The organism is Ruegeria sp. N4, assembly GCF_056531425.1.
In genome coordinates this window covers 1-22,479 of record NZ_JBQFLT010000019.1, presented here as the reverse complement: position 1 = coordinate 22,479, position 22,479 = coordinate 1, and the positions used below count along the sequence as shown (strand labels likewise).

Below are 22,479 nucleotides of genomic sequence, written 5' to 3'. Positions count from 1 at the left end.
TCAACCCCGGGGCGTGGTGTTACATGCTACAGTCAGCAGCATATGCGTCGGAATGGTCCTCAAGCGCGGTGCCGATGATCTTGTTGGTGAAGACATCGCCTTCCTGAACAACCTCGCGCGCGTAGATTGTCTGTACCGGATGGTGGTTTGGACCAAATGAGAAATCGCCGCGCGTGCTGTCGAAATTCGCGGCCCGCAGCGCCTCGCGGAACGCGTCCGCATCCGACACGTCTGCGGCCTCGATGGCCGAGATCAGCAGGTTCGCCGTGTCAAAGCCCTGGCTGGCATAGAGCGACGGCAGACGTCCGTACTCGGCCTGAAAGCTTTCGACAAAGGCCGCGTTCGTCGGGTTGTCGATGTCCTTGTTCCACTGCGAAGTGTTCACAACTCCAAGCGCGGCGTCACCGACCGCCTGCAAAATGCCCTGATCAAAGCTGAACGCAGGACCCACGACCGGAATGTCCACGCCGCTGTCGGCGTATTGCTTGAGGAAGGAAATCCCCATGCCGCCGGGCAGGAAGAAATATACGCTGTCCGCGCCCGACGCGCGGATTTGCGCGATTTCGGCGGCATAGTCGGTCTGACCCAGCTGGGTATAGACCTCGCTCGCTACATCGCCTTCGAAGGTCCGCTTGTATCCGGTCAGCGCGTCGGTCCCGGCGGGATAGTTCGGGGCCATGATGAAGCTGTTGCCGTATCCGGCGGTATTGGCATAGGCGCCCGCAGCCTCGTGCAGGTTGTCGTTCTGCCAGGCGACGTTGAAATAGTTGGGGTGACACCCCTTACCGGCCAGCGGCGAGGGTCCGGCATTTGGCGACAGATAGAATTTCCCCTGCGCCGTGACCGAGGGCACAACGGCCATGGCAAGGTTCGACCAGATGATACCGGTCAGCACATCCACCTTCTCGGACTGGATCATCTTGTCGGCAAGCTGCACCGCGATATCCGGTTTGCGCTGATCATCCTCGATGACAACTTCGATATCGTCGCGGCCCGATTGCTGGATCGCCAGCATGAACCCGTCGCGCACGTCGATGCCCAGACCGGCCCCGCCGCCCGACAATGTGGTGATCATGCCCACCTTGGTCTCGGCCAGCGCCGGGGCTGCCATCAAAGCTGCGGCCGCCGTTGCCATAAGAATCTTCTTCATCTTGGTTCTCCCCGTCACTTGTTTTCGTCTTTATGCCAAGTGTTAAGCATTCTTTGGACCCGGCTTTCAATTCAAATCGCTGCCCCCTGCCCCGGAAAACCGGCGCGTCGCCCTTTCAAACCTATGAAAGACATGCAACGCTCGGGCCGCAGGCCAGATCCGAACCGGCCCCAATTGCAGCCTGAAAGCAAAGGATTTTTCTGTGGCACACGCTCCGACACGAACCCTTTCGCTGACCGAAATCCGGTCTTTGGCCAAATCAGTGCTGATCCGCGCTGGTATGGATGAGTGTGGCAGCGACGTTCTGGCAGATATTGTCACACAATCCGAACGCGACGGGCCGCGCAGCCACGGCCTACGCAACCTGCCGGTCTATGTGCAAAGCTTCACCTCGGGCTATGCCAACCCCTCCGCGCAACCGGAAATCAAGCGCATCGCACCGGGTGTTCTGCGTGGCGACGGGGACAACGGGTATTATCAGATTGCAGCCACCGCCGCCCGCGACGACCTGATCGCCATGGCGCGCGAGAACGGCATTGCCGCCTTCACCTGCGGCAATTGCCACCATCTGGCCGCCCTGCGGTTCGACACGGAACCCCTGGCCGAGGCGGGTTTGGTGGCGCTCGCCGTAGTCAACTCACTGTCGCTGGTGGTGCCGCAGGGCGGACAACGCCCGGTGTTTGGCACCAACCCCATGTCTTTTGCCTGCCCGCGCGACGGGGCCGCACCGGTGGTGTGGGATCAGGCATCCTCGGCCGTTGCGTTTCTGGACATCAAGATGGCCGCTGCCGAGGGGCACGACCTGCCGCACCCCGCCGGGCTGGATACCGAAGGCAACCCGACCGCGGACCCGAACGCCATTCTGGAAACCCGCAGCCTGCTGCCCTTTGGCGGTCACAAAGGGGCCGGGATCGCCTTTCTGGTCGAGGTTTTGGGCGCGGCCCTTGCAGGCGGCACCCTGTCGGTCGACAACGACGCGCGCGAGGCGCATGGCGCGCTGAACATCAAGGGCGGCGCAACATTGATCGCGCTGGACCCGGCGCGATTTGGCAATGATGCGTTTGCGGACTACATCGCCCGGATCTGCGCCGAAATCGAAGGCAATGGCGACGCCCGCGTGCCCGGTGACGGACGGCTAAGACGGCGGGCCGAAGCCCAAGAAAATGGCGTGGCCGTCAGTGTTGATGTTCTGGACCAGCTTGAGGCGTTGATCTAAGGACAGCCAAGGCAGCACACGACTCAAGGACCCTCAGCCATGTATATCGAACCTTTCGGCGTCGAGATTTGGATGAACGAATGGGAAACCAGATGCGACTGGAATCTGGCCGAAACCTGCGTGGAAAGCCTGACCATTCAGGAATTGCTGACCCTGACAGGCCGAAATGCAACCGACCTGTCCGAGCTTCTGGACCTGAAAATGACCTATGGCGCCATCGAAGGGTCCGACCGGCTGCGCCGCGCCATTGCGGCGCTGTATGAAAACCAGTCGGTTGAAAACACAATCGTCACCCACGGCACCATCGGGGCCAATATGCTGATCCATAAGACACTGGTCTCACGCGGAGACCGGGTTGTGGCGGTGGTGCCGACCTATCAGCAACATTACTCGATCCCCGCCAGCATCGGCGCCGATGTGCATCATCTTCAGCTGCGTGAGGAAAACGAATTCCTCCCCGATCTGGATGAGCTGCGCGCCCTTGTGACGCCAGACACCAGGCTGATCGCGCTCAACAACCCCAACAACCCAACCGGCGCATTGATGGACCGGGCCATGTTGGAAGACATCGCCGACATTGCCCGCGCCGCGGATTCGTGGATTTTGTGTGATGAGGTGTATCGGGGCACCGATCAGGACGGCTCGGGCATCAGCGCGTCGATTACCGACATCTACGAAAAAGGCATCAGCACTGCGGGCATGTCCAAGGCGTACTCACTGGCGGGTTTGCGGCTGGGCTGGATCGCCGCACCAACCGAGGTGATCGAGGCGGTCACAATACACCGCGACTATGACACCATCTCGGTCGGGATGATCGACGATCACTTTGCTGCGCTGGCGCTAGAGAACAAAGACAAGCTTTTGGCCCGCAGCCAGCGGATCACGCGCGGCAATCTGGAAATCCTGCAGGATTGGGTGGCACAGGAACCTAAGATCTCCTGGGTCAAACCAAAATCCGGCACCACTGCCCTGCTGAAATACGACCTGCCAATCAGTTCCCGCGATTTCTGCGTAAAGCTGTTGCAGGAGACCGGTGTGATGTTCACCCCCGGATCAGCCCTTGGGATGGAGGGCTATGTGCGCATCGGCTATGCCAACGGTCCTGAAATCCTGAAACAGGGCTTGTCCCGCGTGTCAGAGTTTCTGGCGGCAAGATAAGCCCGGCGGCCACAACAAAGACGCGCAACCCTGTGTGGATTTCCCTGGCAAGGCGGATGCTCGCCAAGGGAATGGCCGAAAGCCGCCGCTACTTTGCCTTGTGATTTGCAATTTCTTCCTCGAAAAAGGATTGGTTCTTCGCAACAATGGCCGGGCTTTCTTAACCGCCGGCCCAACCTGATTGATGTGGATTTTGAATTTTGAGACCCCAGCACCAAATGCCGGCTGCCCCACGTCATGAACTGCGCAATACGCGCAATCAGGGTATGACCTTTCTGGCGCTAGCCTTTCTGTTCAGCATCTTCGTGAACCTGCTGATGCTGACCGGGCCGTTGTTCATGCTGCAGGTCTATGACCGTGTTCTGGGCTCGCGCGCGGTCGAAACGCTGACGGCGCTGTTTTTGCTGGTCGCGCTGCTATACGGGCTAATGGCCATGCTGGATTTCGCGCGCGGGCGCATCGTCGCGCGGTTTGGTGCGCGTTTCCAGTCGCAGCTGGACGCGCGAGTGTTTGACGCCACGCTGCGCCGGTCGCTGAACCCGCAGGCCCGTGCAGCCCCGGCAACGGCATTGCGCGATCTCGAGTCGATCCAGAACCTGTGTGCTTCGCCGGTTTTGCTGGCCGTGATGGATATCCCCTGGACCCCGGTGTTTCTGGCCGCAATTTTCATCTTTCACCCGCTGCTGGGCTGGCTGGCCGTCGCGGGCGGCGGGTTGCTGATCGTGATTGCGCTGCTGAATCAGGCCCTGACCCGCCGCAAAGTGGCCGAGGCGCAAGCCGCCTCAGCGCGCGCGAACGCCTTTTCCGAACATGCGCGTCAGGCGGCGGAAGTCGTCCGCTCGCAAGGGATGCAACAGGACGTGACGCTGCGCTGGCTGAACCAGCGCTCGGACGCGCTGCGCCAGACCATTGCGGCCAGTGACTGGACCGGCAGCTTTACGTCGCTGACCAAATCGCTGCGCCTGTTCCTGCAATCGGCCATGCTGGCGCTTGGGGCCTGGCTGGTGTTGCAGAACGAGCTGTCGCCCGGCGCGATGATCGCGGGATCGATCCTGCTGGGCCGCGCGCTGGCACCTGTCGAACAATCAATCGGACAATGGGGCATGGTCGAAAAGGCCCGCACCGCCTGGACCTCGCTAAACCAGTTTCTGGACCAGACCCCGCCCGAGGCTGAACGGACCAAGCTGCCGACACCTGCAGCGCAACTGGCGGCAAAGGGGCTGACGGTCATCCCGCCGGGTGCCAAAGCGCCGACCTTGCGTAATGTCACGCTGAACCTTGAACCCGGAACAGCGCTTGGTGTGATTGGCAAAAGCGGGTCGGGCAAGACCACACTGGCCAAGGCTTTGCTCGGTCTCTGGCGCCCCGCCGCGGGTGAAATTCGTCTGGGTGGTGCAACGTTGGACCAATATGACCCTAACGATCTGGGTCAGCACATCGGGTATCTGCCGCAGCAAGTGACCCTGTTCAACGGATCGGTGGCCGAAAATATCGCCCGCATGTCCCAGAACCCCGATTCTCAGGCCGTGGTCGATGCCGCCAAAAAGGCGAACGCGCACGAGCTGATCCTGTCTCTGGAAAAGGGCTATGACACGTTTCTGGAAGGCAATGACAGTCAGTTGTCGGGCGGTCAGAAACAGCGCATCGCACTGGCCCGCGCCCTTTATGGGGACCCGGTGTTGTTAATTCTGGACGAGCCGAACTCGGCGCTGGACGCAGACGGAACCGAGGCGCTGAATGCCGCTGTGCGCGGGCTGAAAGCCACCGGAAAGTCGGCGATCATCATGACGCACCGGCCGCAGGCGATCTCGGAATGTGACAATCTGGCGGTGGTCGAGAAGGGACAACTGGTCAAATTCGGCACCCGCGACGAGGTTCTGAATGCCATGGTCCAGAATGCCGGGGCGATCAAACGAAATCTCAGCCAGGTGACTTCGGGATGACGGACACTTCAAAACCGGACGGGCGTTCCGCGTGGCGGATTACGCTGCCTGCCATGGTCGGCTTTGCTGCGCTATTTTTTCTGGTGGGCGTGGTTGGTGTCTGGAGCGTCACACAACGTCTGGCCGGGGCCATCGTTTCGTCCGGTGTGATCGAGGTGCAAAGCAACCGTCAGGTCATACAGCACCCCGACGGCGGTGTGGTCGGCGAGATTTTCGTGCGTGACGGGGCCGTTGTCTCCAGCGGGGATCTGTTGCTGCGGCTGGATGACACCTTCCTGTCATCGGAAAAGACCATTGTCGAGGCGCAGCTGTTCGAGTTGCTGGCCCGCCGTGCCCGGCTTGAGGCCGAACGCGACAATGCCGCGCCTGAAGACCTGGCCGCCCGTCTGCGCGAAGTTCAACAGGAAAACGGCATCGCCCCGGACCTTATCGACGGGCAACAACGCCTGTTCGACGCACGGCTGAACACCTTGGCCCAGCAGACCGAACAGCTGAGCAAACAGTTGGTGCAAACCGAAAGCGAGATTGACGGAACCGAGGCGCAGCTTGTCTCGCTGCGCCGTCAGGTCGATCTGATCCAGCAAGAGCTTGAGGATCAGCAAAGCCTGCTGGAGCGCGGCCTGACCCAAGTCAGCCGGGTGCTGGCCCTGCAACGGGAAGAGGCCAACCTGACCGGCGAAATCGGACGGCTTGAGGCCGCAGTGGCCCGGTTGAAAGGTCAGATCGCGGCGACCGAGATTCAAATCCTCGAACTGGCCGCCACACGCCGGGAAGAGGCGATCACCACATTGCGCGACGTGCAATCTCAGGTCGCGGAGTTGTCGGAACGGCGTTTGTCCCTGACCGAGCGTCTGTCACGGCTGGATATCCGTGCACCGGTTTCGGGCACGGTTTACGACAGTCAGGTATTTGCGCTGCAATCGGTGATCCAACCGGCTGAACCGATGATGTATGTGGTGCCGCAGGACACGCCTTTGGTGGTGGCGGCACGGGTGGACGCGATCCACGTGGATCAGTTGCATGTGGGCCAACCGGTCGCCCTGCGCTTTCCTGCCTTCAATCAGCGGGAAACGCCCGAGATTGACGGGCATGTGATCAACGTCTCGGCCGACACATTCACCGACGATCAGACCGGCTTTACCTTTTACCGGGCCGAGCTTGTGCCGGATGACGGGCAGGTCGAACGTCTGAACGGTCAGGCATTGCTGCCCGGCATGCCGGTCGAAGCGATGATCAAGACGGATGAGCGCACCCCCCTGTCCTATCTGGTCAAACCGATGTCCGATTACTTCAACCGCGCCTTCCGCGAGTGATCAGCTTTTGACATCACCCGAGAACCGCGCGGCGTTTTCCCTGGCGAATGCGCTGGCATCGGCATCAGCATCCCAGAACTGCGGGTTGGCCTTCGGAATGGTCAGCGCCCTCTGAACCGCAGGGCGCGCGTCGATGCGATCAAACCACGCGTTCAGATGCGGCAGGTCATCCACCTTCACCCGAGCCCATACATACGCCCGCGCCCAAGGATACAGCATCATATCCGCAATCGTGTATTCCCCCGCCGCGATCCAGTCGCGCCCGTTCAGGCGATCATTCATCACCTCCATCAGCCGGCGGCTTTCGTCGACATAGCGGCGGATGGAAAACGGCTCTTCATGGCCGTTCGGGGCGGCGATGTGCTGAAAATACATTGCCTGCCCCATCATCGGCCCAACATGGCCAACCTGAAACAGCATCCACTGCATGACCTCGGACCGCTTGACCGGATCGGACGGCAGGAATTTTCCGTATTTCTCGGCCAGATGCCACAGGATCGCGCCGCTTTCGAAAATCGCCCGCCCTTCGGTCCGGTCTTCGATCGTGGGGATTTTGCCATTGGGGTTCAGGGCCAGAAACTCGGGCGTTTTCTGTTCCTGCTTTGAGAAATTGATATGAGTCAGGTCATAGGGAATACCTGCCTCTTCCAGAAAAATGACAGGTTTGTAACCGTTCATGGTTCCGGCGGTGTACAGATGAATTTCGGCTTGGGACATGGTCATCCTCAGTGCGTTCGGGGTTTGCGGGCGGCCATGCCGGGTCGGGCTTGGCGTATCGTGAACCTGTGAATTGCGGAAAGGAAAAGCAACCAGTATACTTTTTGTAACCTAGTAATCCGGAAAAGGCGCGAAAGATGCGGGCACAGATCAATCAGGACAAAGATGGGCGTCGCATCGCCACCAATGCCTGCGCCGAACCTTGCGCGATAGAACGTGGAATGCGGATCATCGGCGGCAAGTGGACCGGGTCCATTCTGTGGCACCTCAAGGATGGGCCTGTGCGCTTTAACGACCTGTCCCGCATGATCGGAGGTGCCAGCAAGAAGATGATCGCCGAACGCCTCAGGCAGCTTGAACAGCAAAGGCTTATCCACCGACGCGTGATGAACACCGCACCGGTTTCGGTTCAGTATTCGATCACCGCGTTCGGCCAGACAGCATTGGGCTTTCTGGATGAGTTGAGGAAATGGAGCGATCTGTTGCCGCCCGCATTGACAGCGTCCGACCCTACCTCTGAATAACCGCGTTTTCCCAGTCGCTCAGGAATTTCCGCCGTTTCAGCTGATCGAGATAGGTCAGCAATGCAGGGCCCAGAACAATCGTCCCGCGCGCGTTTGCGGCCCCGCCCGATTGCAGCGTCGGCAGCGAGGCCGCGCCGCCCGCGTTTTGCGCGATCAGATAGCGCACGAACAGCTCGGCGGTTTGGGGTTCCGGAGTACCCGCCAAACCCATCGCCGTGCGCATCATTGTGGTTTGGAAATCCGTCGGCAGGATGACCTGCAGCACACCATCCCGATCCGCTCGCCCCGCCGCGTAGCTGCCAAGCACGTTATAGGCGACGGAAATGGTGCCATCCGTCAAATCGTCGATCATCGCACCTGAACAGCAATACAGATGAACGCCGAGGCCTCCCATCACCTCCATCAACCGCCAATAGGTTTCCGAGGCCCGCGCGTCCTGCGTTGCAAACAGATAGCCCAACCCCGAGTCCCGAATATCATAGGTCCCGACCTTACCGCGAAAATCCTGCGGACGGGCGCGCAGGATCTCGATCAACTCCTGCCGGGTTTCGGGGATCGGCCCGCCTTCGAAAGCGGCACGGTTGATCACGATTGAGGCCGGTTCCGAGGTAAACGCAAACAGGCTGTCATGCCATTGCGCCCAGTCCGGATGGGGTATGTCCGTCAATGGCAGACCAAACCCGTCATTGGCCAGTTTCAACTGCAGGTCCATCGCGCTTGAGATGACGATGTCAAACGCATCCGGGTCGGCGCGGACCAGAAGGTCGATATCGGCGGTGGTGGTCACAAGGTATTCGATCCCGATCATGGGATTTTCGGAAATGAAATCCTCGATCAGTGGTGCAAACAACACCGTGTCGGTGCTGGACAGAACGCGCAGAACCGGACCACCGGCATCCGCGTTGAACACCTGCCGATCTTCCCAGTCCTGAGCTGACACAGCGCAGGGCAACAGGAGAAACGCTAAAGCGACAAGGAAACGCATGCGCCGCCCTCCTGCCGGTTGCTGAGGGTCAGTGTGCCCCCATGCGCCGTCGCCACATCCTGCGCAATCGTCAAACCCAGACCGGATCCGATGGTTCCAACGGCGTTCTGGCCGCGTTCAAACCGGCGGGTCAGCAGATCAATCTCGTCTGGTGGGAAACCCGGCCCCTGATCGCTGACAGTGACTTTGGGCGGGGTTGTGACCTCGATCCTGACGGTGCTGTCGACGGGTGCGTATTTCAGCGCGTTGTCGATCATGTTGCGCACGGCGTTCTGGATCAGGATAAGATCGCCCGAATAAGGCACCGCCGGATCACCGGTCAGCGACAATGACAAATCCTTCATCTCGGCAATCGGTGTCAGGCGCTGGACCAGATCGCGGATCAGGGTGACCAGATCGATCTCTTCCCGTTCCAGATGATCGGCCCGGAAGGTGATCATCGCATGATCCAGCAACTGCCCCGCCGCACGTGAACTTTCGTCGATGGCCCGCACCATCGATCGCAACGCCTCGCGGTTTTCTTCCTTCTCCACGCGCTGCAACGTGGCATCCGCATAAGACCGGACCGTAGCCAAAGGGGTGCGAACGCGATGCGCGGCCTCGGCAATAAATTCCTCGGACTGGCTGAGCGAGTGATCCAGCCGCCCCATCAGGGAATTCAGCGACGTCACCAGCGGCGCCATTTCCCGTGGCACCGGTTTTCGGAACGGGCTCAGGTCCTGCGGCCCCCGTCGCGTGACGGATGTGGTCAGCTTGTTCAACTGCCCAATGGTGGAGGAGGTCGCCCAAAAGGACAAGCCGGCGGCCAGGGCAAAGAACCCCAGCCCCAGCAAGGCAGCATTGCGCGAGATCTGATCCAGCGTCTCGGCCAGCGCGTCCTGCGTTTGCCCCAAGGCCACTTCTACCTGTGTCCGGGTGCCAAGCCCGACCAAAGTCCGGCTGGCGCTGACCTGCCTTATCGCCTCGCCCCGGACCTGACCCGAGCGGAAGGTCCAGCCACCGTCCGGGGTGCTGTTGGTTACGGGCAAATCGTCATAGCCGGACAAAAGCTGGCCGTCCTGAAAGATTGCATAAAACACCCTGTCATCCGACGGGGTGTTGAGCATGGAAAACGCGGCGTAGGGGATGTCGACCTCAAGCTCTCCGTCCCGCAGCGCCACGGCATCCAGGATCGAGGTGACCGACGCACCAAGGATATTGTCCTGCCCTTGCTGCGCCACGCGGGCCGCGTAGCTGCGCACGGCAAAGAACAGCAAAAGCGCCAGAATGGCCGCGCCTCCGATCAGGGTCAGCACCAGCCGGTTGCGTAAAGACCCCGAGACGGCAGCGCTAGCGGACATGATCCAACCTGTACCCCAGCCCGCGCAACGTGGTGATCTTCAGGTCCGAGCTTTCAAGATGCTTGCGCAAGCGGCCCACATAGACCTCGATCGCGTTATCCGAGACGTTATCGTCATAGGAAAACAACCGATCCGCCAGCTTCTGCTTGGAAAAAACCTGACCGGGGGCGTTCAGAAACAACTCCAACAGGCGCAGTTCGCGGTTGCGCAGGGACACGGTCTCGGACCCCACACCCAAATGACCCGCTACAGGATCGAAAACGATCCCACCAATCTCAATCGTCGATTTGGCGATCCCTGATTTGCGGCGCAGAACGGCGCGGCAGCGGGCCTCAAGCTCGGCATGATCGAAGGGTTTGGTGACGTAATCATCCGCCCCCAGATCGAGTGATCCGATTCGATCCGATACCTGACTGCGGGCCGTCAGAACGATGACAGGCGTGTCCAGATGACTGGCCCGATGCCGTTTCAGAAAGTTGCGACCGTCGCCATCGGGCAGCATGATGTCCAGCAGGATCAGATCATATTCCTCGGTTTCCACATAGGCCGTCGCATCGTCCAGTTTCGCTGCATGATCAACGACATGGCCATCCAGCCGCATCCGCGAACTGATCGCATTCGCGAGGTCCAGATTGTCTTCGACCAGCAGGAATTTCATAAGGCGTAAGCAGTATTTTCGCGCGTGACAGGTTGATGTCAGGTTGATGTGTTTTTCTTGACGATAATCTGAGCCGCCAAGCGGCCGGTTGTCAAATGGGAGGAAAACATGACGACATTCAAACTGGGCCGTCGCGCCCTGATCGCGGCTGTGGCCGCTGTTGGTCTTGCCGGGCCGACATTCGCGGATGAGGTTGTAGACAGCATCCACTTTCTGATCCCCGGCGGCGCAGGTGGCGGCTGGGACGGCACCGCGCGCGGAACCGGCGAAGCGCTGACCAAAGCGGGCCTTGTGGGCACCGCGTCTTACGAGAACATGTCGGGTGGCGGCGGCGGTAAAGCCATCGGCTATCTGATCGAAAACGCCGAAAGCAACCATGGCACGTTGATGGTGAACTCGACCCCCATCGTGATCCGCTCGCTGACCGGGGTGTTCCCGCACAACTTCCGTGACCTGACATTGGTGTCCGGCACGATCGGCGACTACGCGGCCATTGTTGTCGGCAAGGACAGCCCGATCAACTCGATGGCGGACCTGCTGGCGGCTTATGACGCTGACCCTAGTGCGACAGCCATCGGCGGCGGCTCGGTCCCGGGCGGTATGGACCATCTTGTTGCGGCCATGGTGATGGAAGCGGCCGGTAAGGACGCGCTTGGCGTCAAATACATCCCTTATGACGCGGGCGGCAAAGCTATGGCAGCCCTGTTGTCGGGCGAGATCGCAGCGCTGTCGACCGGTTTCTCGGAAGCCGTCGATCTGGCGAATGCGGGCGAAGTGAAAATCATCGGCGTGACTGCGGATGAGCGTGTGGACGCAGCACCGGACGCGCAGACCATGATGGAACAGGGCATCGACACAACCTTCGTCAACTGGCGCGGGTTCTTCGCAGCCCCCGGCCTGCCCGAAGACAAGCTGGCCGCCTATCAGGACGCCATCGCCAAGATGTATGACACCCCCGAATGGGAAGAAGTACGCGCGCGCAATGGTTGGGTGAACATCCACAATTCGGGCGACGATTTCTCGGCCTTTCTCGAGCAGCAAGAACAGCAAATCAGCGATCTGATGAAGAAGCTGGGCTTCCTGTAAGCACCACCCATGGCAGAGCGGTTCACCGCTCTGCCACACAAAAAGAACACGTAAGGGAGGGGATGTCATGGCGTTGGATCGCTGGATCGCGCTTGTTTTGCTTGGGGTGTGTCTGACCTATGGCTACGCCGCCTGGTTTACGATGGATGGCAGCCTGCCCCCCTTCATGCAGCGCAACCCAATTTGGCCAAGCACCTTCCCCAAAGTGCTGTCGGTTCTGGGCATCATCGCCTGCACAATCATCCTGTTAGGTTTCGAAAAGTCCGAGCCGAAGGAGGCCGATATCGACTATAGGCGGTTGGGGGAGTATCACCTTGATCAGGCCCTGATGCTGTTGGCCCTGATGGTGATTTATGCCCTGTGCCTGCGGCCCGTTGGCTTTCTGATCTCAACCTCCGCCTTCCTGATCTTCGGCTCATTCATTCTGGGCGAGCGCAAGTGGCATATCATGCTGCCCGTTGCCTTCATCGCCACCGGCGCGGTCTGGTATCTGGTTCAGGAAGTCCTTGGCATCTACATGCGCCCCCTGCCGGGCATTTTCGGAGGCTGATATGCTCGAAGGACTTCTGATCGGCCTGCAAACGGCATTCTCAATCCAAAACCTTCTGATGGTCATCGCGGGCTGTCTGATCGGCACCTTCATCGGCATGCTTCCCGGCCTTGGGCCGATGTCGATCATCGCCATCATGATCCCGGTTGCGATTTCGATGGGCGATCCGTCGGCTGCGCTGATCCTTCTGGCGGGCGTCTATTACGGCGCGATCTTTGGCGGCTCGACCTCATCCATTTTGCTGAACGCGCCGGGGGTCGCGGGCACCGTGGCCTCAAGCTTCGATGGCTACCCGATGGCGCGGCAAGGCAAGGCCGGTAAGGCGCTGACCATCGCCGCCATCGCCAGTTTCGCAGGCGGCACGTTGGGGGCCATTCTGCTGATGGTCTTCGCCCCTGCCCTGTCTTCGGTCGCGTTGCTGTTCCACTCGGCTGAGTATTTCGCCCTGATGGTTGTGGGCCTGTCTGCCATTGCCGCCTTTGCCGGGTCGGGTCAGGTGGCCAAGGCGCTGATCATGACGATCCTTGGCCTGATCATGGCAACCGTCGGCGAAGGCGCTTTGTTCAACCTGCCTCGCTTCACCATGGGGATCATGGACCTGCAATCCGGCTTTGGCTTCATCACGCTGGCCATGGCGATGTTCGCCCTGCCCGAGGCTTTGTTTCTGGTTCTGAAACCCAAGAACCTGCAAGGCGATGACGGAGAGATCAAAGACCTGCGCATCACCAAAGACGAGGCCAAAGCCATCGCGCCCGTGATCGGTCGCCAATCGGTGCAAGGTTTCTTCATCGGCGTTCTGCCGGGGGCCGGGGCCACGATCGCCAGCTTCCTCGGCTACGCGGTCGAGCGCAACATCGCGCCGAAGCAGGAACAGGACGAGTTCGGCAAAGGATCGATTAAGGGCCTCGCTGCACCAGAATCCGCCAACAACGCAGCTTGTACCGGGTCATTCGTGCCGCTGCTGACGCTGGGCATTCCGGGGTCCGGGACCACGGCCATTCTGCTGGGCGCGCTGATCGCTTTGAACGTGACCCCCGGTCCGCGCCTGATGCTGGATGAGCCTCAGATCTTCTGGGCGGTCATCATGTCGATGTTCATCGGCAATCTGGTTCTGCTGATCCTGAACCTGCCGCTGATCCCCTACATCGCCAAAGTGCTGGCCGTGCCGCGCAACTACCTGATCCCGTTCATCCTGTTTTTCACCCTGATGGGCGCCTATATCGGCCAGAACAACGCCACCGAGTTGCTGATCCTCGTCGGCTTCGGCATCTGCGCCACCGCGTTGAAATTCGCCGACTACCCCCTCGCCCCGCTGCTGATCGGGTTCATCCTCGGCGGGATGATGGAGGACAACTTTGCCCGCTCGATGCAGCTGTATGATGGCATCGCCTTCATCTGGGAACGCCCGATGACGTTGGGCCTGCTGGTGATCGCCGTCCTTCTGGTGCTGCTGCCCAGCTACCGCGCACGCCGGGCCAAGGCGCGGGCGGCCGGTGTGGCAGATGGCGACTGACCCTCTGGCCGGCATCCGCGTTCTGGACCTGACGAACGTGCTTGCTGGCCCCTATTGCTGTTATCAGCTGGCGCTGATGGGGGCCGAAGTAATCAAGGTCGAGCGCCCCGGTTCCGGCGATCTGGCCCGTGTGCTGGGGGCTGACCCGGACCGCAACAAGGCCGGGATGGGGATCAGTTTTCTGGCCCAGAACGCGGCGAAGAAATCCGTCACTTTGGACATGAAATCCGAACGCGGCAAGGCGCTGCTGAAACGGCTTGTTCGCACGGCGGATGTTCTGGTCGAGAATTTCCGGCCCGGCGTGATGGATCGTTTGGGTCTGGGCTATGAGGTCCTGAAGGCCGAAAACCCCCGCCTGATCTACTGCGCCATCAGCGGGTTCGGGCAGGACGGGCCGCGCCGCGACGACCCGGCCTATGACCAGATCGTGCAGGGCATCAGCGGGGTCATGTCGATCACCGGCGCGCCGGACACCGCCCCTTATCGCGTCGGATATCCATTGGCCGATACGGTCGGCGGGCTGACAGCGGCCTTCGCCATCACATCCGCCCTGAACGCCACCCCGCGCGGCGCGTTTCTGGATGTCGCGATGACCGAGGCGGTGATTTCCACAATGGGCTGGGTCGTGTCAAATTACCTGATCGGCGGCGTGACGCCCGCCGCGCATGGCAATGAGAACACAACCTCGGCCCCGTCCGGTACATTTGCCACCGCAGACAGCCCGATCAACATCGCCGCCAACCGGGATGAACAATGGCAGGCCCTGGCCCGGCACCTGGGTCGGGCCGATCTTCTGGACAATCCGGACTACGCAACCCGCGAGGATCGGAAGAAAAACCGCCATGCCTTGCGCGCGGAGTTAGAGCGCACGCTGACCACGCGGCCAGCAAAAGAATGGGTGCAGGAGTTGAATGGCCTTGGGGTGCCCACCGGGCAGGTTCTGACCGTCGCCGATGCGCTCGACGACCCGCAATTGGCAGGGCGTGGTCTGATCGGGCCTCTGGACGTGCAGGGCGAAACCCTGCACCTGGCGGGCAGCCCGGTTGTCATGGACGGCACACGCAACCACCCTGAAACCGCGCCGCCGGATTTGGGGGCGGACAATGCCGCCATCTGGTCCGCGCTTGGCCTGACCCAGTCCGAGATCGACGCCCTGCAACGGGAGGGCGTGATTTGAGCGACGTCTCCGACTGGTGGAAAACCGCGATCATCGACATGGAACCGGGCCGGATTGAGTTGCGCGGCGAGCCGATCCAGGACCTGATCGGCACCCTAAGTTTCGCTGAGATGATCTGGTTCATGCTGCGCGGCGACAGACCCAGCCCGGCGCAGGCCCATCTGTTCGAAGCCGCGCTGGTGGCCGCCGTGGATCACGGCCCGCAAGCGCCCTCAATCGCAGCGGCCCGAATGGCGGTGACCTGCGGTCTGCCCCTGAACAACGCCATGGCCAGCGCGGTCAACATGTTGGGGGACGTGCATGGCGGGGCCGGAGAGCAGGCGGTTCAGCTTTATCACTTTGTCGTGGATCACACGCAGGATCTGCCGGTTGCGTTGGATGACTGGATCACCACGCAGGGAAAGATCCTGCCCGGTTTCGGCCACCGTTTTCACACCCCAACCGACCCGCGCGCCCCGCGCCTGATGCAGTTGGTCACTGAAGCCGTCGATCAAGGGGCATGCAGCGGGGATTTCATGCGGATCGGACGGGCGATCGAGGGCGAACTTGCACATCGCAAAGGCAAACCCGTTCCGATGAATATCGATGGTGCAACGGCGGTGATCTATGCCGAGCTTGGCTTTGCCCCGCCGCTGGCGCGTGGGTTGTTCTGCCTGTCCCGCTCGGTCGGTATTCTGGCGCACGCCTGGGAGCAGATGCAGCAAGGCGGGCGCAACAAGGGGCCGACGCCGCCGCACTACCGATGGACCTATCTGAAAGACGAATAGCGAAACGCCCTATTCCAGCGAGACCCAAAGCACCTTTGCATCTTCCTCGCTGGTCGAAATACAGCCGTGCCCCATCCCACTGTCATAATAAAGCGAATCCCCTGCCTTCATCGGCAGCGGGCGGTAGTGTTCCGAGATAAAGATCAATTCACCGCTGAGGACATACATGAACTCTTCCCCGGAATGGCGCACCCACTGGTCGAACTCTGAAATATCGCGCGCGCGGATCGTGGCGACATAGGGCAACATGCGCTTGCTGGTCAGTTCCGAGCACAAAAGCTCGTGCAGATAGGTTGCGGTTTCGCGCATCTCGCCCGCGCCCTTGGGTGTGAAATCGCGACGACCCGTAAGGCCGGACTGACCGGATTGCACGAACAGCTGGGGCGGGTTCATGTCCAGCGCCTGAGTCAGGCGGCGCACGATCTCGAAGCTGGGTTTGGTCTGGTTGTTTTCGATCTTCGACAGGGTCGAGCGACCGATTCCCGCAGCGCGCCCGGCCTCTTCCAACGTCCAGCCTTTTTCGCGGCGCGCATCGCGAATTGACCGCCCCAATGCGGCCCCTTCGCCCTCTTCCTCGTGGGTGGACGCCTCAATCCGTTGGTCTTCGCCCATAAAAATCTCCCTATTTTATCGAAGGTTACCGAGTCTCCGATCATCTCGCAACTTCACAAAAGTGAGAAGGATGTTGCCTTGGGGGAACTTTTTCCACTATAGGAAACTAAGTTTCGAACCGAGGATTCGGTTATCGAGGAGGAGAAAATGTTCAAAACACCGCTGCACGAAGCCGATCCCGTTATCGCCGCATCGATTGCCCGCGAAGGCACCCGTCAGGCTGAACAGATCGAATTGATCGCATCCGAGAACATCGTTTCCCAGGCTGTGATCGACGCGCAGGGCTCAGTCCTGACCAACAAATACGCCGAAGGTTATCCGGGCCGCCGCTATTATGGCGGGTGCGAATATGTGGATGAGGTCGAGCAGGAAGCCATCGACCGGCTGAAGCAGCTGTTCGGGTGTGAATACGCAAACGTCCAGCCGCATTCCGGCGCGCAGGCCAATGGCGCGGTCAAGCTGGCCCTGCTCAACCCCGGTGATACGATCCTTGGCATGTCGCTGGATGCAGGCGGCCACCTGACCCACGGTGCGAAGCCCGCGCAATCCGGCAAGTGGTTTCGCCCGGTCCAGTACGGCCTGACCGATGCGGGGCTGATTGACTACGATCAGGTCGCGGCGCTGGCCAAGGCCGAAAAGCCCAAGCTGATCATCGCCGGTGCATCGGCCTATTCTCAGAAGATCGATTTTGCCCGTTTCCGCGCCATTGCCGATGAGGTCGGCGCATGGCTGCTGGCCGACATGGCCCATATTGCCGGTTTGGTTGCGACGGGCCTGCACCCCTCGCCCATCGGACATGCCCATGTGGTGACTTCGACCACCCATAAAACCCTGCGCGGTCCACGTGGCGGGATCATCCTGACCAATGACGAAGCGCTGGCGAAAAAGATCAACTCGGCCGTGTTCCCCGGTTTGCAGGGCGGCCCCCTGATGCATGTCATCGCAGGCAAGGCCGTCGCGTTCGGAGAGGCGCTGCAGCCCGAGTTCAAAACCTACATGCAGCGCGTGATCGACAGCGCAGCGGCCCTGGCCAATGTGATGATGGCGCGCGGGTGTGACATCGTTTCCGGCGGGACGGAAAACCACCTGATGCTAGTCGATCTGCGGCCCATCGGCGTGACCGGCAAAGACGCCGAAGCCGCGCTGGAACGGGCTGGGTTCACTTGCAACAAGAACAGCGTGCCGGGCGATCCCGAGAAACCCACCGTGACAAGCGGCATCCGACTGGGCACCGCAGCTGGCTGCAGCCGGGGCTTTGGCCCCGAAGAGTTCAAGCAGATCGGCCACCTGATCGGCGACGTGCTGGATGCGCTGGCACAATCCCCCGACGGTGACGAAGCGGTTGAACAAGCCACCCGCCGGAAAGTCCGCGCGATCTGCGCCAGCCACCCGATCTACTGAAAGACCAAGACATGATCTACGACCTGATTGTCATCGGCGGCGGGCCGGGCGGCTATGTTGCAGCCATTCGCGCGGCTCAGCTGGGCATGAAAGTGGCCTGCGTCGAAGGGCGCGGGGCCCTCGGCGGAACCTGCCTGAACGTGGGGTGCATCCCCTCCAAAGCGTTGCTGACCTCCTCGGCCAAATATGCCGAAATTGCACATCTCTCCTCCCATGGCATTGCGGTCGAGGGGGCCAGCATCGACGTGGGCGCGATGATGGGACGCAAGGACAAGATCGTTGGCGATCTGACCAAGGGCATCGCGTTTCTGTTCCAGAAAAACGGCGTTGAACTGATCGAGGGCTGGGCCAGCATTCCCGCCGATGGGCAGGTAAAGGTCGGTGACACGGTCTATGAGGCCAAAAGCATCCTGATCGCAACAGGGTCCGAGCCGACCCCGCTGAACGGGATCGAGATTGACGAGCAGGACGTTCTGAGCTCGACCGGGGCGTTGGCACTGGACACCGTGCCCGAGCATCTGGTTGTTGTCGGCGCAGGTGTGATCGGCCTGGAACTGGGGCAGGTCTGGTCGCGATTGGGGGCCAAGGTCACGGTGGTCGAGTATCTCGACCGCGTTCTGCCGGGCATCGATGGCGAAATTGCCAAACTGGCGCAGCGGTCCTTGTCCAAACGTGGCCTGAAGTTTCAGCTTGGCCGGGCCCTGAGGTCCATCGACAAGGGCGCGGCGGGATTGACCCTGACGCTGGACCGGGTCGGCAAGGACAAGGAAGAGGTGATCGAGGCCGACAAGGTTCTGATCGCCGTTGGCCGCCGCCCTGTCACGCGCGGGCTTGGGCTGGAGGAGCTTGGCATTGCCGTAAATCCGCGTGGCTTCATCGAAGTGGATGGTGCGTTCCAGACTTCGGTTCCCGGCATCTATGCCATCGGCGATTGCATCCCCGGTCCGATGCTGGCGCATAAAGCCGAAGAAGACGGCGTTGCCTGTGTCGAGATGCTGGCCGGTGAAGCAGGCCATGTGGATTACAACACCGTTCCGGGCGTGGTTTACACCGACCCCGAGGTCGCCTCGGTCGGCTTGACCGAAGAGGCGTTGAAAGAGGCGGGCACCGAATATTCGGTCGGCAAGTTCGCTTTCATGGCCAACTCGCGTGCCCGTTCGACCGGAGAAACCGACGGCGCGGTCAAGGTTCTGGCGGGTCCAAATGGCAAAATCCTGGGTGCGCATATCTGCGGTGCCCATGGCGGCGATCTGATTGCCGAACTGGTTCTGGCCATGACCAAAGGCGCAACCGTGTCCGAGGTCGCCTCCACCTGTCATGCGCACCCGGCCATGGGCGAGGCGGTCAAGGAAGCCTGCCTTGACGTCATGGGCCGCGCGATCCACGCGTAAGGGGGGCCGCCAGATGACCATCCAGCTTCGCCCCCGCCACCCCGAAAAGGCCAAGAAGGCCGACAGCGCCATTCCGCGCAAGCCAAAGTGGATCCGCCGGAAAAAGATCGAGGGGCCTGAGTATTACGAAACCCGCCGCCTGATGCGTGACCACAATCTGGCAACGGTGTGTGAAGAGGCCGCCTGCCCCAATATCGGCGAATGCTGGTCCAAGCGCCACGCGACCATGATGATCATGGGCGAGGTCTGCACCCGCGGCTGTTCCTTCTGCAACGTCGCCACAGGTCGCCCCGACGCGCTGGACGCGTTCGAGCCGGGGCGCGTTGCGGCGGCGGTGAAAAAGCTGGGCCTGCGCCATGTGGTCATCACCTCGGTGGACCGCGATGATCTGGACGATGGCGGGGCCGGGCATATCGCCCAGACCATCCGAGCCGTGCGCCACCAGAACCCCGGCACCACGGTCGAGGTTCTTACGCCCGATTTTCTGGGCAAGGACGATGCGGCGGATGTTGTGTTCGATGCGGCGCCGGATGTTTTCAACCACAATCTGGAAACCGTGCCGCATCTGTATCCGACGGTTCGGCCCGGTGCGCGGTACTATGCGTCGCTACGTTTGCTGGACGATGCCAAGCGCGCCAATCCCGAGATTTTCACCAAATCCGGCCTGATGGTTGGTTTGGGTGAAAGCCTGAACGACGTGCGGCAGGTGATGGATGATCTGCGCGCGGCACAGGTCGATTTCCTGACCGTCGGCCAATACCTGCAGCCGACCCCGAAACATCACCCGATCGACCGGTTCTGGTCACCGGAGGAGTTTGCCCAACTGGAACAGATCGCACGGTCCAAGGGCTTTTTGCACGTGTCAGCCACTCCGCTGACCCGGTCGTCGTTCCACGCGGACGAAGATTTTGCCGCCCTCAGGCAGGCCCGCCAGCGGGCCGACGCCAAAGGGGCATAAACCAACGCTATCGGGAGGGAGAAACCATGGAAGCGTTAAATTCAATCGTAGGGGCCATCAATGGCGTCGTGTGGGGGCCGCTGATGCTGGTCCTCATCCTTGGCGTCGGCTTCTTCTTGCAGGTGGGGCTGAAATTCATGCCGATCCTGCGCATTGGCACGGGCTTCAGCCTGCTGTTCAAAGGCCGTGAAGGTCAGGGCGAGGGGCAGATCAGCCCGTTCAACGCGCTGATGACCTCGCTGTCGGCGACAATCGGCACGGGGAACATTGCCGGTGTGGCCACTGCTGTCTTCCTGGGCGGTCCGGGCGCCTTGTTCTGGATGTGGATGACCGCCCTGGTGGGCATGGCCACCAAATATGCCGAAGCCGTCTGCGCGGTGAAATACCGTGAAAAGGACGAGCTGGGCAACTATGTCGGCGGCCCGATGTACTACATCAAGAACGGTCTGGGCGCGAAATGGGCCTGGTTGGGTGTGGCCTTTGCCCTGTTTGGCGCAATCGCAGCCTTCGGTATCGGCAACGGCGTGCAGGCCAACGGTGTGGCACAGGTTCTGGAATCGAACTTCGGCCTGAACACCTCGGTCACCGGCGTGGTTCTGATGGTTCTGACCGCAGCCGTGATCCTGGGTGGCATCACCCGCATCGGTGCGGTTGCCGGTAAACTGGTTCCGTTCATGGCGGTCGCCTACATCGTCGCCGGTCTGCTGGTTCTGCTGATCAACATTGGCAACATTGGCAACGCCCTGTCGCTGGTCTTCACCTACGCCTTCACCCCGTCCGCCGCCGAAGGTGGTTTCGCGGGTGCTGCCGTCTGGGCCGCGATCCGTTTCGGTGTGGCGCGTGGTGTGTTCTCGAACGAAGCCGGTCTGGGCTCGGCCCCGATCGCACATGCCGCAGCCGAGACCAAAGGTCCGGTCAATCAGGGCCTGATCGCGATGCTGGGCACGTTCATCGACACCATCATCGTCTGCTCGATCACCGGTCTGGCAATCATCTCGTCTGGTGCATGGACATCGGGTGAATCCGGTGCAGCGCTCACCAGCCACGCCTTTGAACTGTCGCTGCCGGGTATCGGCGGGTATCTGATCGCCATCGCTCTGTCGATCTTTGCCTTCACCACCATCCTCGGCTGGTCCTTCTATGGCGAAAAATGCGTCGAGTTCCTGTTGGGTGTGAAATCCCTGATCCCCTACCGCGTCCTGTGGATCGTCATGATCTATTTCGGAGCGACCGCGGATCTGGGTTTCATCTGGCTGCTGGCCGACACACTGAACGCCATGATGGCCATCCCGAACCTGATCGCCCTGGCGCTGCTGAGCCCAATCGTCTTCAAGCTGACGAAAGAGTTCTTTGCCAGCGGAGGCCAGTCGGAAGAGCCCGGCGGTACGCCTGCCGAATAATCCCGGCCTTTGCAAAAACGGGGGGCCAACCCGGCCCCCCGCCTTTGAAACAGATTTCCCTATCTCGAGGAGAGACGTGATGGCGACGAAAATACTGCTGCCAATCGATCACACTGACGACCGCTCGTGGAAGACTGCGCTGCCGGTCGCGTTGGAACAGGCGAAATTCTACGGTGCCGAACTGCACGCGGTGGCCGTCATCCCCGAGATCATCCAGCTGCCGAACCTGCCCGCCAACTATGGCGCGGGTGCCAAAGACCACGTGCGGGGCGCGGTTCAGGCCATTCTGGATCACGGCAATGCCTCGGACGTGCCGGTGCATATCGAAGAAGGCAGCGTCTACCGCGAAATCCTGAAGCTGGCCCATAAGAACGGCTTTGACCTGATCGTCATGGCATCGACCAAGGGCGATTTCCCGAATTATGAGATTGGCCCGAACCTGGCCCGAGTGGTGCGCAACGCGCATTGCACCGTCATGGTCGTTCGCTACCAGTCCCGCTGATCGAAAGGTGAGAATTATGTCCGACATGAAACGCACGCCCTTGTACGCCTTGCACGTTGATTTGGGAGGTAAGCTGGTTGATTTTGCGGGCTGGGAGATGCCTGTTCAGTATCCGATG

21 protein-coding genes are annotated in these 22,479 nt (G+C 60.9%); 15 read left to right on the top strand and 6 right to left on the bottom strand.

Going from position 1 to position 22,479, the window contains the following annotated elements; all coding sequences use genetic code 11:
• Positions 1-19: 19 nt before the first annotated feature.
• Positions 20-1,150 carry an ABC transporter substrate-binding protein gene (locus ACR0LW_RS20550; RefSeq protein WP_480884256.1) on the bottom strand — a complete coding sequence of 377 codons (1,131 nt, stop codon included), beginning with the start codon at positions 1,148-1,150 and terminating at the stop codon, positions 20-22.
• A 202-nt stretch (positions 1,151-1,352) separates the two neighbouring features.
• Here ACR0LW_RS20550 and ACR0LW_RS20545 point away from each other — a divergent pair, with 202 nt between their 5' ends.
• The 4 genes from ACR0LW_RS20545 to ACR0LW_RS20530 all read left to right on the top strand — a co-directional run bounded on the left by ACR0LW_RS20545 (position 1,353) and on the right by ACR0LW_RS20530 (position 6,780).
• The gene (locus ACR0LW_RS20545; RefSeq protein ID WP_480884254.1) at positions 1,353-2,366 is read left to right on the top strand and encodes an Ldh family oxidoreductase; all 1,014 of its coding nucleotides are present in this window, start codon (positions 1,353-1,355) and stop codon (positions 2,364-2,366) included.
• Positions 2,367-2,405: 39 nt separating this feature from the next.
• Positions 2,406-3,524, top strand: coding sequence for an aminotransferase (locus ACR0LW_RS20540; protein WP_480884252.1), 1,119 nt, complete (start codon positions 2,406-2,408; stop codon positions 3,522-3,524).
• A 218-nt stretch (positions 3,525-3,742) separates the two neighbouring features.
• Positions 3,743-5,467, top strand: coding sequence for a type I secretion system permease/ATPase (locus ACR0LW_RS20535; protein WP_480884250.1), 1,725 nt, complete (start codon positions 3,743-3,745; stop codon positions 5,465-5,467).
• On the top strand, positions 5,464-6,780 hold the full coding sequence (locus ACR0LW_RS20530; protein ID WP_480884248.1) for an HlyD family type I secretion periplasmic adaptor subunit: 1,317 nt from the start codon (positions 5,464-5,466) through the stop codon (positions 6,778-6,780). Before ACR0LW_RS20535 ends, ACR0LW_RS20530 begins: the two co-directional genes overlap by 4 nt.
• On the opposite strand, the gene ACR0LW_RS20525 is transcribed toward ACR0LW_RS20530, so the two are convergent.
• Complete coding sequence (locus tag ACR0LW_RS20525; protein ID WP_480586742.1) at positions 6,781-7,497, bottom strand: glutathione S-transferase family protein; 717 nt, start codon at positions 7,495-7,497, stop codon at positions 6,781-6,783. It lies immediately after the preceding gene.
• 137 nt (positions 7,498-7,634) lie between these two features.
• Here ACR0LW_RS20525 and ACR0LW_RS20520 point away from each other — a divergent pair, with 137 nt between their 5' ends.
• Positions 7,635-8,021 (top strand): winged helix-turn-helix transcriptional regulator, encoded by a 387-nt coding sequence (locus ACR0LW_RS20520; RefSeq protein WP_480884245.1) that lies wholly within the window; start codon positions 7,635-7,637, stop codon positions 8,019-8,021.
• On the opposite strand, the gene ACR0LW_RS20515 is transcribed toward ACR0LW_RS20520, so the two are convergent.
• From ACR0LW_RS20515 to ACR0LW_RS20505, 3 genes are read right to left on the bottom strand one after another with little or no spacing between them, the layout of a single operon-like run.
• Complete coding sequence (locus tag ACR0LW_RS20515; RefSeq protein WP_480884243.1) at positions 8,008-9,006, bottom strand: ABC transporter substrate-binding protein; 999 nt, start codon at positions 9,004-9,006, stop codon at positions 8,008-8,010. The two genes, ACR0LW_RS20520 and ACR0LW_RS20515, sit on opposite strands and share 14 nt — an antisense overlap.
• Positions 8,985-10,346, bottom strand: a complete 1,362-nt coding sequence (locus ACR0LW_RS20510) for a sensor histidine kinase (protein ID WP_480884241.1) — start codon at positions 10,344-10,346, stop codon at positions 8,985-8,987. Before ACR0LW_RS20510 ends, ACR0LW_RS20515 begins: the two co-directional genes overlap by 22 nt.
• Entirely contained in the window at positions 10,336-11,004 is a 669-nt protein-coding gene (locus tag ACR0LW_RS20505; RefSeq protein WP_480884239.1) for a response regulator transcription factor, read from the bottom strand. Before ACR0LW_RS20505 ends, ACR0LW_RS20510 begins: the two co-directional genes overlap by 11 nt.
• Before the next feature lie 108 nt (positions 11,005-11,112).
• Here ACR0LW_RS20505 and ACR0LW_RS20500 point away from each other — a divergent pair, with 108 nt between their 5' ends.
• From ACR0LW_RS20500 to ACR0LW_RS20480, 5 genes are all read left to right on the top strand, one after another.
• Positions 11,113-12,090 (top strand): tripartite tricarboxylate transporter substrate binding protein, encoded by a 978-nt coding sequence (locus ACR0LW_RS20500; protein ID WP_480884237.1) that lies wholly within the window; start codon positions 11,113-11,115, stop codon positions 12,088-12,090.
• A 67-nt stretch (positions 12,091-12,157) separates the two neighbouring features.
• The gene (locus tag ACR0LW_RS20495; protein WP_480884235.1) at positions 12,158-12,640 is read left to right on the top strand and encodes a tripartite tricarboxylate transporter TctB family protein; all 483 of its coding nucleotides are present in this window, start codon (positions 12,158-12,160) and stop codon (positions 12,638-12,640) included.
• A 1-nt stretch (position 12,641) separates the two neighbouring features.
• Entirely contained in the window at positions 12,642-14,153 is a 1,512-nt protein-coding gene (locus ACR0LW_RS20490) for a tripartite tricarboxylate transporter permease (protein ID WP_480884233.1), read from the top strand.
• On the top strand, positions 14,143-15,330 hold the full coding sequence (locus tag ACR0LW_RS20485; protein WP_480884231.1) for a CaiB/BaiF CoA transferase family protein: 1,188 nt from the start codon (positions 14,143-14,145) through the stop codon (positions 15,328-15,330). Before ACR0LW_RS20490 ends, ACR0LW_RS20485 begins: the two co-directional genes overlap by 11 nt.
• A complete protein-coding gene (locus ACR0LW_RS20480) occupies positions 15,327-16,097 on the top strand; it encodes a citryl-CoA lyase (protein ID WP_480884229.1) in 771 nt (256 codons plus the stop codon). The genes ACR0LW_RS20485 and ACR0LW_RS20480 overlap by 4 nt, the downstream gene beginning before the upstream one ends.
• Positions 16,098-16,106: 9 nt before the next feature.
• Here the strand turns inward: ACR0LW_RS20480 and ACR0LW_RS20475 are convergent, their stop codons facing one another.
• Positions 16,107-16,709 carry an XRE family transcriptional regulator gene (locus tag ACR0LW_RS20475; RefSeq protein ID WP_170456626.1) on the bottom strand — a complete coding sequence of 201 codons (603 nt, stop codon included), beginning with the start codon at positions 16,707-16,709 and terminating at the stop codon, positions 16,107-16,109.
• A gap of 147 nt (positions 16,710-16,856) precedes the next feature.
• Here ACR0LW_RS20475 and glyA point away from each other — a divergent pair, with 147 nt between their 5' ends.
• From glyA to ACR0LW_RS20450, 5 genes are all read left to right on the top strand, one after another.
• Positions 16,857-18,110: a serine hydroxymethyltransferase gene (gene glyA, locus ACR0LW_RS20470; RefSeq protein ID WP_480884227.1), complete on the top strand. Its 1,254-nt coding sequence runs from the start codon at positions 16,857-16,859 to the stop codon at positions 18,108-18,110.
• Positions 18,111-18,121: 11 nt separating this feature from the next.
• Positions 18,122-19,501, top strand: a complete 1,380-nt coding sequence (gene lpdA, locus ACR0LW_RS20465; RefSeq protein WP_480586727.1) for a dihydrolipoyl dehydrogenase — start codon at positions 18,122-18,124, stop codon at positions 19,499-19,501.
• A 13-nt stretch (positions 19,502-19,514) separates the two neighbouring features.
• Positions 19,515-20,459 (top strand): lipoyl synthase, encoded by a 945-nt coding sequence (gene lipA / locus ACR0LW_RS20460; RefSeq protein ID WP_480884225.1) that lies wholly within the window; start codon positions 19,515-19,517, stop codon positions 20,457-20,459.
• 26 nt (positions 20,460-20,485) lie between these two features.
• Positions 20,486-21,859 carry an alanine/glycine:cation symporter family protein gene (locus ACR0LW_RS20455; protein WP_170456618.1) on the top strand — a complete coding sequence of 458 codons (1,374 nt, stop codon included), beginning with the start codon at positions 20,486-20,488 and terminating at the stop codon, positions 21,857-21,859.
• A gap of 79 nt (positions 21,860-21,938) precedes the next feature.
• Positions 21,939-22,361 carry a universal stress protein gene (locus ACR0LW_RS20450; RefSeq protein ID WP_480884222.1) on the top strand — a complete coding sequence of 141 codons (423 nt, stop codon included), beginning with the start codon at positions 21,939-21,941 and terminating at the stop codon, positions 22,359-22,361.
• Positions 22,362-22,479 lie beyond the last annotated feature (118 nt).